Origin of the sequence: Nesterenkonia sp. HG001, assembly GCF_034438835.1 — a bacterium.
Lineage (GTDB): Bacteria > Actinomycetota > Actinomycetes > Actinomycetales > Micrococcaceae > Nesterenkonia > Nesterenkonia xinjiangensis.
In genome coordinates this window covers 103,946-114,516 of record NZ_JAOSZD010000001.1, presented here as the reverse complement: position 1 = coordinate 114,516, position 10,571 = coordinate 103,946, and the positions used below count along the sequence as shown (strand labels likewise).

9 protein-coding genes are annotated in these 10,571 nt (G+C 68.7%); 2 read left to right on the top strand and 7 right to left on the bottom strand.

What is annotated here, in order from left to right; genetic code table 11:
• Nucleotides 1-43: 43 nt before the first annotated feature.
• Genes hisN through ODE13_RS00460 form a run of 4 tightly spaced genes read right to left on the bottom strand, consistent with a single transcriptional unit; the run spans nucleotide 44 to nucleotide 4,225 of the window.
• Complete coding sequence (gene hisN / locus ODE13_RS00475; protein WP_322477505.1) at nucleotides 44-943, bottom strand: histidinol-phosphatase; 900 nt, start codon at nucleotides 941-943, stop codon at nucleotides 44-46.
• Nucleotides 940-2,136 carry a ribosome small subunit-dependent GTPase A gene (locus ODE13_RS00470; RefSeq protein ID WP_322477504.1) on the bottom strand — a complete coding sequence of 399 codons (1,197 nt, stop codon included), beginning with the start codon at nucleotides 2,134-2,136 and terminating at the stop codon, nucleotides 940-942. Before ODE13_RS00470 ends, hisN begins: the two co-directional genes overlap by 4 nt.
• Entirely contained in the window at nucleotides 2,133-3,554 is a 1,422-nt protein-coding gene (aroA, locus tag ODE13_RS00465; protein ID WP_322477503.1) for a 3-phosphoshikimate 1-carboxyvinyltransferase, read from the bottom strand. The genes ODE13_RS00470 and aroA overlap by 4 nt, the downstream gene beginning before the upstream one ends.
• Before the next feature lie 29 nt (nucleotides 3,555-3,583).
• On the bottom strand, nucleotides 3,584-4,225 hold the full coding sequence (locus ODE13_RS00460; protein ID WP_179542460.1) for a DoxX family protein: 642 nt from the start codon (nucleotides 4,223-4,225) through the stop codon (nucleotides 3,584-3,586).
• Nucleotides 4,226-4,466: 241 nt separating this feature from the next.
• Between ODE13_RS00460 and ODE13_RS00455 the strand changes: the two genes are divergently transcribed.
• Both ODE13_RS00455 and rsrA read left to right on the top strand, forming a co-directional pair.
• Complete coding sequence (locus ODE13_RS00455) at nucleotides 4,467-5,081, top strand: sigma-70 family RNA polymerase sigma factor (RefSeq protein ID WP_218881941.1); 615 nt, start codon at nucleotides 4,467-4,469, stop codon at nucleotides 5,079-5,081.
• The gene (gene rsrA, locus ODE13_RS00450) at nucleotides 5,078-5,374 is read left to right on the top strand and encodes a mycothiol system anti-sigma-R factor (protein ID WP_322477502.1); all 297 of its coding nucleotides are present in this window, start codon (nucleotides 5,078-5,080) and stop codon (nucleotides 5,372-5,374) included. The genes ODE13_RS00455 and rsrA overlap by 4 nt, the downstream gene beginning before the upstream one ends.
• 183 nt (nucleotides 5,375-5,557) lie before the next feature.
• Here the strand turns inward: rsrA and ODE13_RS16905 are convergent, their stop codons facing one another.
• The 3 genes from ODE13_RS16905 to ODE13_RS00440 all read right to left on the bottom strand — a co-directional run bounded on the left by ODE13_RS16905 (nucleotide 5,558) and on the right by ODE13_RS00440 (nucleotide 10,424).
• Nucleotides 5,558-5,632 (bottom strand): 50S ribosomal protein bL37, encoded by a 75-nt coding sequence (locus ODE13_RS16905; RefSeq protein ID WP_378937354.1) that lies wholly within the window; start codon nucleotides 5,630-5,632, stop codon nucleotides 5,558-5,560.
• A gap of 56 nt (nucleotides 5,633-5,688) precedes the next feature.
• On the bottom strand, nucleotides 5,689-6,288 hold the full coding sequence (locus ODE13_RS00445) for a GDSL-type esterase/lipase family protein (protein ID WP_179542462.1): 600 nt from the start codon (nucleotides 6,286-6,288) through the stop codon (nucleotides 5,689-5,691).
• 251 nt (nucleotides 6,289-6,539) lie between these two features.
• Nucleotides 6,540-10,424 carry a multifunctional oxoglutarate decarboxylase/oxoglutarate dehydrogenase thiamine pyrophosphate-binding subunit/dihydrolipoyllysine-residue succinyltransferase subunit gene (locus ODE13_RS00440; protein ID WP_322477501.1) on the bottom strand — a complete coding sequence of 1,295 codons (3,885 nt, stop codon included), beginning with the start codon at nucleotides 10,422-10,424 and terminating at the stop codon, nucleotides 6,540-6,542.
• Nucleotides 10,425-10,571 lie beyond the last annotated feature (147 nt).

Sequence of the window (10,571 nt, the reverse complement as noted above, 5' to 3'; positions counted from 1 at the left end):
CCAGTATGGTTTAGGCATACCTAAAGCTGCAAGCAGGGGTGGTTCAGGGGTCGCCGATCTCCACTGATTCCCCTGACTCCGCCGGTTCCCCGGCGACCGGCCGCACGGTGCTCCCAGCGGGTCCCTCATCCGTCCATGGCGTGGGGTTGTCCGCCGCCAGGGCGCCCAGCGCCGCCTCGTGCAGCAGGCCGTTGGTGGCCAGTGCGTTCGTCCCGGTGCAGCCGGGTTCGCCGTCCAGGGAGGTGAACAGCCCTCCAGCCTCGGTCACGAGGGGCACCAGGGCGGCCATGTCATGCAGCGCCAGCTCAGGCTCTGCCGCCAGGTCCACGGATCCTTCGGCGACCATGCAGTAGGACCAGAAGTCCCCGTAGGCGCGGGTCCGCCACACGGTGTCGGTCAGCTCCAGGAAGTTGTGGATCCGGCCGATCTCCCGCCACCCTGCCAACGAGGAGTAGGAGAAGGACGCGTCCTTCAACGTGGCGACCTTCGAGACCCCCAGCTGGGTGGCCGCGGCCAGAGATTTGCCGGTGTAGGCGCCGCCACCCTTGGCGGCCCACCAGCGGCGATTCAGCGCCGGGGCGCTCACCACCCCGACCACCGGCTCCCCGTGGTCCACCAGTGCGATGAGCGTGGCCCAGACGGGGACGCCGCGCACGAAGTTCTTGGTCCCGTCGATCGGGTCGATGACCCACCGTCGGGGCCCCGACCCGGAGGAGCCGAACTCTTCGCCATAGATCGCGTCCCGGCCCCGTGTGCGGCCCAGCTGGCCACGGATGGTCTCCTCGGCCCGCCGGTCGGCGTCGGTGACGGGTGTCAGGTCCGGTTTGGTCTCCACGGTGAAGTCCATGGACTGGAAGGAGGCCATCGTCTGGGCGTCCACCGAGTCGGCGATCATGTGGGCGAGGCGGAGATCCTCGGTGTAGGGGCTCGAGCGGTGGTTCATGGGGACAACCCTAGTCGTTTCTCGTCCTGCTCCTCAGCCGAACCGGCCAGTGAGGACAGCAGCCCGCGCAGCGAGGCCAGCCTGCTCGGGCCGTGCGCGCCCGCGTGTCCGTCTTCCACCCAGCTGTCCAGAGCGCAGCCGCCCTCGGGTGCGGCATGGGCACAGCCCGGCTCGCAACCGGTCGAGCCCTCCACCAGGTCCCCGAAGGCCGCCAGCACGTCATCGGGGTCCACATGGGCCAGCCCGAAGGACCGCACCCCGGGCGTGTCGATGATCCAGGAGTCCCGAGCGGCGGCCTCGTCCAGCGGGGATCCCGGCTCCGAGGACGGTTCGAGGTTCAGCGCCACGGCGGAGGAGGAGGTGTGGCGACCCCGTCCGGTCACCGCGTTGACGCCTCCGATGGCCCGATCCGCGCCGGTCAGCGCATTGACCATCGTGGACTTGCCGACGCCGGAGTGCCCGATCATCGCCGTGACGTGGCCGCAGAGCAGGCCGCGCAGTCGAGTGACGGCCGCAGGGTCCAGGCCCGGCGCGGGGGCGCCCGCCTCGAGCTCCCCGTCCTCCTCGGCGTGCCCGGAGATCACCGCGGCCAGACTGAGTTCGGCATAGTGGCTGATCAGCCCGGCCGGATCCTCGGGGTCCTCGGCAAGATCCGCCTTGGTGACCAGCAGGATCGGGTCGATGTCTGCGTCATAGGCGGCCACCAGGGCGCGGTCGATGAAGCCGGTCCGCGGCGCCGGGTCGGCCGCGGCGACCACGATGAGCAGCTGGTCGGCGTTGGCCACCACGACCCGCTCGGCATCATCGGTGTCGTCGGCGCTGCGGCGCAGCAGCGTCGAGCGCTCCTCGATGCGTACCAGACGGGCCAGCGTCCCCTCCTCGCCGGAGGTGTCGCCCACCAGGGCCACGACGTCGCCGGGGACTACCGGAGTGCGGCGCAGCGCCTTCGCGCGCACGCCCAGCACCACCCGTTCCTCGAGTGGGGCCCGGCTCTCGGGGCCTGAGGAGGAGGCGTCCTCTCCCTGGTGCATGCGCACCGTGTAGCGTCCGCGGTCCACGGTGACCACGCGGCCGAGCTCGGCGTCGGGATGCTCCGGGGTGTCCTTGGTGCGTGGGCGGGAGCCGCGCTTGTTCGGCCGGAATCGGATGTCGGACTCGTCCCACTCCCGGCGTGAGGACCAGTGGCGGCTCATGGCGTCTCAGCGTCTCCCGAGTGGCCGGAGCTGACCAGGTCCTGCCACAGCTGCGGGAAAGTCGGCATGGTCTTCGCGGTGCAGTCGATGTCCTCGACCTCCACCTCGTCGACCACCAGACCCAGGACGGCGGCGAAGGTAGCCATCCGGTGGTCGGCATAGCTTCGCACCAGCCCACCGTGTGAGATGGGGGACAGGACCCGGAATCCGTCGTCGGTCTCCTCGGCCTCGCCCCCCAGACGGCGGATCTCCGCCACCAGGGCGGCGATGCGGTCCGTCTCATGGCCTCGCAGGTGAGCCACCGAGGTGAACGTCGTCTCGCCTTCGCACAGGGCCGCCAGCGCCGCCACGGTGGGGGTGAGTTCCGCAGTGCCGTCGACGGTGCCCGGCGTGGTGAGCCGCTGCGGCCCGCGGACGGTCAGCGTCAGAGTCTCCCCGCCGGCCTCCTCGGTGGTGGAGATCGCTGCGCCGAAGTCCGCCAGCAGGCGGGTCCAGCGGCGTCCGATCTGTGTGGAGGTCTTCGGCCAGCCGGGCATGACCACCTCGCCGCCGGTGACGGCGGCCGCGCAGAGGAAGGGACCGGCGTTGGAGAGATCGGGCTCCACCCGGACGGTGAAGGCCGGAATCGGTCCAGGCTCCACCCGCCAGGTGAAGGGCTGCGGGGAGCTGACCGTCACACCGAGCTGTTCGAGGACCGTCATGGTCATCTCCACATGCTCCAGTGACGGCACGGAGGTGCCCGAGTGCCGCAGGGTCAGGCCCTGGGTCATGCGAGGAGCGGCCAGCAGCAGGCCGGAGACGAACTGTGAGGACGCCGAGGCGTCGATGGCCGCCTCGCCGCCGTCGAGCCCGCCGGGGGAGTGCAAGGTGAACGGCAGCGTGGAGGGGGCCCGGGAAGCTGGCTTCGAGGACCCTCCCGGGGCGGATCCAGCGTCCCCAGTCACCGCGACGCCGAGTTCGGCCAGGCCGTGGAGCACAGCCCCCATGGGGCGCACCCGGGCCTCCGGGTCGCCGTCGAAGTGCACGGTCCTGCCGGTCAGCGCCGCGACAGCCGGCAGGAACCGCATCACGGTGCCGGCCAGGCCGCAGTCCACCCGGACCTCTGGGGCGTGTGCGACGGAGGTGTGCCCGGCGGAGGGGCGGTCGGCCTGGTCCAACGGCAGCGGGGTGATCCGCACGGCCTGCTCGCCGGTGCCCGCCGGGTCCGAGATGTGCTCCACCCCGGCGCCGAGCTGCTCCAGGGCAGCGAGCATCAGCGCGGAGTCGCGCGATTCCAGGGCGTTGATCACCAGGCAGGGGCCGTCGGCCAGTGCGGCCAGCAGCAGGAGTCGATTCGTCAGCGACTTCGAGGCCGGGACGACGACCTCTCCACGCACCGGTGCCCCCGCACGCGGCGCAGGCCACGGGGTCGGGGGCACCGGGGGAGTGTCAGCAGACATGGCGGTGCTCAGAACGCGTCCTCCGCCTTCTTCTTCCCCTCCTTCGCGGCTGCGGAGATGGCCTTGACGGCCTCCTTCTCAGCACGCTTGAAGCTCTTGGCGGCGTCACGCTCCAGGGCCTTGGCGGTCTTGACGGCGTCGTCCCCGAAGTCCTCGGCCCACTGGTAGGTCTTGTCCCGGAACTGCGCCCCCTTCTTCCGGGACCGTGTGGCCAGGTGCTCGGCGCGCCAGCCCAGCGAGGGCTTGCCGTCGAGGTCCGCGACGGCCAGGCCGAGCCCGCCCAGGATGGCCAGGTTCTTCAGCAGCGTGTCGCGCTGAGAGGTCAGGTCCTCCACGGACTCGAGGCCCGCGCTGCGAAGCTCCACATAGCTGTTGACCTTGTGCACCCCGACCAGGGTGAAGGCGGCCAGCCGCGGGAACCGGCCGATGGCCAGGGCGACACCGGCGACGACCTCGACGCCGCCCAGCACCTGAGCGGTGCGACGTGGGTCGGCGGTCACGATCTCCGCCTGGGGGATCAGCGAGCTCAGCTCCTCCAGGGTGGGCTCCAGCTTCTCGGCGGCCTCCTCCGTGTTGCGGAGGCGGTCGATGCCGTCGGCGATGAAGCCGGCGCCGAGCAGCGGGCGGGCGACTTTGCGGATCAGGGACATGGGAACCTCCTGTGGCGCCGCGGCGTCGGGGTGTTCGCCCGGCTCCGCGTGCTGTGAACTCGGTTGAGCGGTGGATGCCGGAACATGTGGCGTCCGGCATCGTCCAGAAGACAATCTACCCAATGAGCCCCGGTCGGGGAATTGTGGACCATGCTTCGTCGTTGTCCTGTCCATGACCACAGGCACGCTGGAGCACCCCGCCACGACGCCGGTCCCACCCATGCGCGTAGACTCATGGGTGATGGAAGACCGTGACGAGAACGTGAATGTGGCCGAGGAGACCGATGCCCAGCGTCGTGTGCGCTTCGAGTCCGATGCACTGCAGTATGTCGACCAGCTCTACTCTGCGGCCATGCGCATGACGCGCAATCCGCAGGACGCTGAAGACCTGGTGCAGGAGGCCTACACCAAGGCCTACTCGGCCTTCCACCAGTACAAGCCCGGGACGAACCTCAAGGCGTGGCTGTACCGGATCCTCACCAACACCTACATCAACATCTACCGGAAGAAGCAGCGCCAGCCCCAGCAGGCCAACACGGACACCGTGGAGGACTGGCAGATGGCGCAGGCCGCTGAGCACACCTCCACCGGGCTGCGTTCGGCCGAGGCCGAGGCGCTGGACCACCTTCCGGATTCGGACGTCAAGGACGCCCTGCAGCAGATCCCCGAGGAGTTCCGCCTCGCGGTGTACTTCTCCGATGTCGAGGGTTTCGCCTACAAGGAGATCGCCGAGATCCTGAACATCCCCATCGGTACGGTCATGTCCCGACTGCATCGTGGCCGCAAGCTGCTGCGCGAACTGTTGACCGACTATGCCCGCGAACGAGGCTTCAAGAAGCAGGAGGCTCGAAAATGAGCGAAGACCGCATCACAGAGGAATGCCTCGGCGGGGACTGTCGGGAGGCCGAGGAGCGGATGGAGCGCATCTACGAGTACCTCGACGGCGCGCTGAGCAGAGACGACCTCGAAGAGGTCCGCACCCACCTGCATGACTGCCCGGACTGCGCCTCCGACTACGACCTGGAATGCATCATCCGGTCCGTGATCCGTCGGTCCTGCGCGGAGCGCGCTCCAGACACGCTGAAGGTGACCATCATGGAGCGGATCAGCGAGATCCGCATCGAGGCCGGGCACGAGAGTCGCCGCTGACCCCAGCCGCACCTGCAGACATGACAGAGCCCCCGCCGGAGTGATCCTGCGGGGGCTCTGCCCTTCTCTGTGCGCTTGCTGTCCGTGGCCCTCCGTCGCCGGAGGAGGCACGGCGCGCGCCGCGGCCTCACGCTCGCGGGCTCGCTGCGGAGCGTTCAGACCTGAGAACAGGTCCGAGACGAGTCAGCAGTTGGGCCGCTTGCCGTGGTTGGCGCTCTTCTTGCGGCGGTCCTTGCGCTTGCGTCCACGCTTGCTCATAGGGGAACTCCTTTCGTCGGCTGCGCTCCATCCTACCGGACGGCGGCGCGGCCGACTCAGGCCGCAGGCTCGCGGAGACCCAGCCACTGATACCAGCCACGGTGCAGCACCAGCCAGGCGATGAGCCCATAGCCGGCCTGGCCCGGGACCCCGTCGTTGGCGGCGAGATCATGGCGCCACTGCTCGTGCTGAACCAGCGGGGTGAGGGTGTCGACGTAGACATGGGATCGGCGTGAGGCCACGTCCTGATAGGCGGTGTTGAGCTCGGCCAGCCGCTGGTTGCGCTCCGGGTCCAGGCCCGGTGGGGGACCGACTACCAGGCAGCGGATCCCCTCCTGGCTCGCGCGATCCAGGATGTTGGCCAGGTTCAGCCGCGAACGTGCCGAGGAGGTCGTGCTGTCCAGATCGATGTCGTTCAGGGCCACGATCAGGTGGTTCTCGGTGTCCTCGCCGAACCTCGGGGCGGCCTCGGCCTGCCAGCGGTGGGAGAGCGCTTCGGTACCCTCCCCGGGCATGGCCAGCACATAGGGTTCAAGCTGCACGGATTCCGTGGGGGTCTTCGCCAGCACGCGGCCGAGCCACCCCAGCGCGCGGGGGTCCCCCGCTCCGGTGAGAAGCTCATTGCCGACGGCGACGATTCTGATGCTGCGATCCACGTCGTCCCTTCCTCTGTGACGCCGTCCGGACCCGGGTCGCCGGGGGGACGGCTGGCGGACAGCGACTTTCCTTCCCCTGACGTTACCGCCTCAGCTGTCTGCCGTCGGTGTCGGACGCGCCACTGGAGCTCATCACCCCGGCCCACGTGGTCGAATCCGTCTCCTGACGTGCCGCGCGGCGGAGACAGCGGAGGCCGCCGACCCTTCGGGTCGACGGCCTCCGGAGCCACCGGCTCAGCGCGGGGACACGCTCATCCGTCCACGTGCGAGAACGCCTGGGAGAGGAGCTTGTCGAGCTCCTTGGCGTGGCGGCGGGCCTGGCCGACCGAGGTGGCGGCCGACTCCCGGCGTGAGACGAGCTGCAGGTCCTGATCCAGCAGCGGCTGGAGGTTCAGCCCCAGGAACGGCCACGGGCCTTGGTTCGCCGGCTCGTCCTGCGTATAGATGAAATCCGTCGCCGACGGGTAGCTGGCCAGCTCCTCGCGCAGCTGGTCGACCGGCATCGGGTAGAGCTGCTCCAGACGCACGATCGCGGTGGTCTCATCCTCGAGCTTGGTGCGTGTCGCCACCAGGTCGTAGTACAGCCGGCCCGAGGTGATCAGGACCCGCCGGACCTTCGCACGGTCGACCGTCTCGTCACCGATGACCTCCTGGAAGGTCTTGGAGGTGAAGTCCTCCACCGAGTTGGCCGCGGCCTTCAGGCGCAGCAGCTGCTTCGGAGAGAAGACGATCAGCGGACGGCGCGGTCGGGCGACGGCCTGGCGGCGCAGCAGGTGGAAGTAGTTCGCACCGGTGGAGGGCATGACCACGGTCATGTTGTCCTCCGCGCAGAGCTGCAGGAACCGCTCCGGGCGACCCGACGAGTGGTCCGGGCCCTGGCCCTCATAACCATGCGGGAGCAGCATCGTGACTGACGATCGCTGGCCCCACTTCTGCTCCGCGGTGGCGATGAACTCGTCGATCACGGTCTGTGCCCCGTTGACGAAGTCGCCGAACTGCGCCTCCCAGAGCACCAGGGCCTGAGGGTTCTCCACCGAGTAGCCGTACTCGAAGCCGAGCGCGGCGTATTCGGAGAGGAGCGAGTCATAGATGAAGAACCGTGCCTGGTCCTCGGTGAGGTTCTTCAGCGGATACCACTCATCGCCGTTGGCCCGGTCGTGGAAGACCGCGTGCCGCTGGACGAAGGTGCCGCGTCGGGAATCCTGGCCGGCCAGGCGGACCTCGATGCCCTCCATGAGCAGCGAGCCGAAGGCCGCGATCTCCGCGAAGCCCCAGTCGATGCCGCCCTCGCGGGCCATCTTGGCACGCTTCTCCAGCAGCGACTTCAGCTTGGGGTGGGGAGTGAACGTGTCGGGGATGTTGGTGTGCACCTCGCCGATGTGGGCCAGGGACTCCTCCGAGATCGCCGTGTCGGTGGCTCCCCGGACGGGCACGTCCTCCTCCAGCTCAGAAGCGGTCGGGGCGACGGCGTCTTCGTCGCCTCCGGTGCTGGAGATCGTCGAGACCGGCTGCGTCTGGGCCGCGTGCGTCTCGGTGAAGACCCGCTCCAGGCGCTGCCGATAGTCCTGGAGGGCCTGGTCAGCCTCGTCCTGGGTGATGTCACCGCGTCCGACCAGGTTCTCGGTGTAGAGCCGTCGTGTCGAGCGCTTGGCCTCGATGAGGTTGTACATCTTCGGCTGGGTCATCGACGGGTCGTCGCCCTCGTTGTGGCCGCGACGGCGGTAGCACACGAGGTCGATGATGACGTCCTTGTTGAACCGCTGGCGGTACTGGAAGGCCAACGACGCCACCCGGGCCACCGACTCCGGGTCATCCCCGTTGACGTGGAAGATGGGCGCCTGGATGGCCTTCGCCATGTCGGTGCAGTACGTCATCGAACGGCCCCACTGCGGAGCGGTGGTGAAGCCGACCTGGTTGTTGACCACCACGTGCACGGTGCCGCCCGTGCGATATCCGCGCAGCTGGGAGAGGTTCAGCGTCTCGGCGACCACACCCTGGCCGGCGAAGGCTGCGTCGCCGTGCACCAGCAGCGGCAGCACGGAGAAGGCGTTCACCCCGTCGGGGCCCTGGTCCAGCCTGTCCTGCATGGCGCGCACGATGCCCTCCAGCACCGGGTCGACCGCCTCCAGGTGCGAGGGGTTCGCGGCCAGATAGACGCTGGTGGAGTTTCCCCGGTCGGAGGTGAAGGACCCGCGCGTGCCCAGGTGGTACTTCACGTCCCCGGACCCGATGCCGGCCTCGCGACCTTCGAACTCGCGGAAGATCTGCGCGTAGGTCTTGCCGGCGATGTTGGCCAGCACGTTCAGCCGCCCACGGTGGGCCATGCCGATGGCGACCTCTCCGAGGCCCTCGTCCGCGGCCTCCGAGAGGATCACGTCCAGGAGCGGGATCAGCGACTCGCCGCCCTCCAGGGAGAAGCGCTTCTGCCCGACGAACTTGGTCTGCAGGAACGTCTCGAAGGCCTCGGCGGAGTTGAGCCGGCCCAGGATGCGGAACTGCTCGTCACGCGAGGGCTTCTCGTAGGGGTGCTCGATCTCGTCCTGGAACCAGTGGCGCTCCTCGGGCGACTGGATGTGCATGTACTCGATGCCGGTGTTGCGGCAGTACGTGTCACGCAGCACCCCCAAGATGTTGCGCAGCGGCAGCATCTGCTTGCCGCCGAAGCCGCCGGTGGGCCAGTCCCGATCCAGGTCCCAAAGGGTCAGGCCGTGGGACTCGATCTCCAGGTCCGGGTGCTCGCGCATCCGGTACTCCAACGGGTCCACCGAGGCCATCAGATGACCGCGCACTCGGTAGGCGTGGATGAGCTGCTGGATCCGGGCGACCTTGTTGATCTGGTCCTCGGGGTTGACCTGGATGTCGGCCGACCAGCGCACCGGACGGTACGGGATGCGCAGCGCCTCGAAGATCTCGTCGTAGAAGCCGTTCTCGCCCAGCAGCATCTGGTGGATGGTCTTCAGGAACTCGCCCGAGCCGGCGCCCTGGATGACCCGGTGGTCATAGGTCGAGGTCAAGGTGATGACCTTGGAGACGGCCAGCTTATTCAGCGTCTTCTCCGAGGCACCCTGGAACTCTGCGGGGTACTCCAGGGCCCCGACGCCCACGATGCAGGCCTGGCCCTTGGAGAGCCTCGGGACCGAGTGCACGGTGCCGATGCCGCCGGGGTTGGTCAGCGAGACGGTCGTGCCGGCGTAGTCGTCCGGAGTGAGCTTGTTGTCCCGGGCACGTTTGACGACGTCGTCGTAGGCGGCCCAGAACTCGGTGAAGCTCATGTCCTCGGCAGCCTTGATGTTCGGCACCACCAGGGCACGTGTGCCGTCCGGGCGCGGCATGTCGATCGCCAGGCCGAAGTTCACATGGGCGGGCTGCACGGCCGCGGGCTTCCCGTCTTTGACGTCATAGGTGACGTTCATCGATGGGTTCGCGCGCAACGCCTTCATCATGGCGTAGCCGATGAGGTGGGTGAAGGAGACCTTGCCGCCGCGGGTGCGCTTGAGGTGGTTGTTGATGACCACCCGGTTGTCGATCAGCAGCTTCGCCGGCACCGCCCGGACCGTGGTGGCGGTGGGGACGGAGAGCGAGGCGTCCATGTTGGCGGCGATGGCCTTGGACATGCCCTTCAGGACCGTGACCTCGTCCTGCTTCTTCTCCTTCGGGGCGTCGTCACCGCGGCCCGGGGACGGCTCCGAGGGGATCGGTGTGGTCCCGGAGTCCTTGGACTTCTTCGTGGTGGGCTGCTTCGGGGCCACCGGGCGGCTGCCGGTGGTGGTCTTCTCCCCGGAGGGCTTCTGCTGATGGTCCGGCTCGGCGGGCTTGGCCGTGCTGGGGGTGCTCTCGCTGCGGGGGCTCTTCTGGTTCGCTGCGGTGGGGCGGCTCTCGGCGGCGGTGCCGGAGGTCGTCGTCGCAGAACGGGTGGTCGGGGAGGAAGAGGTCGACGAGGACTGCTGGGCGGCGCCATTGCCGGCCCGCGTCTCGGAGGCGCGGGCCGGAGACTCATCCTCGAGCCTGCGGAAGATGTCGGCCCACTTGCGGTCCACCGATTCGGGGTCCGCCTTGTACTTGTCGTATATGTCGGCGACCAACCATTCGTTTCCGGGGAACTCCTCCGCGAGACGGCTGGACGTTAGCTCTGGCACTGTGGATACGCCTCTTCCATATGTGTTGTGTCGGTTCGCCGCACCGCCGTACCTTCATCCCGGGCCGAGGTGCTCGGCCTGCGGTGCGATATTCCCACCTGGAGGGTCACGTCGACGGCGTCCTCACCGCCTGCGAGGCTCGCGCCC

Coding starts and splice junctions, on each gene's coding strand:
- ODE13_RS00460 (WP_179542460.1), bottom strand. CDS start 4,225: ATGTCCCTGATCCGCAAAGTCGCCCGCCCGCTGCTCGGCGCCGGCTTC.
- rsrA (WP_322477502.1), top strand. CDS start 5,078: ATGAGCGAAGACCGCATCACAGAGGAATGCCTCGGCGGGGACTGTCGG.
- ODE13_RS00470 (WP_322477504.1), bottom strand. CDS start 2,136: ATGAGCCGCCACTGGTCCTCACGCCGGGAGTGGGACGAGTCCGACATC.
- ODE13_RS00455 (WP_218881941.1), top strand. CDS start 4,467: ATGGAAGACCGTGACGAGAACGTGAATGTGGCCGAGGAGACCGATGCC.
- hisN (WP_322477505.1), bottom strand. CDS start 943: ATGAACCACCGCTCGAGCCCCTACACCGAGGATCTCCGCCTCGCCCAC.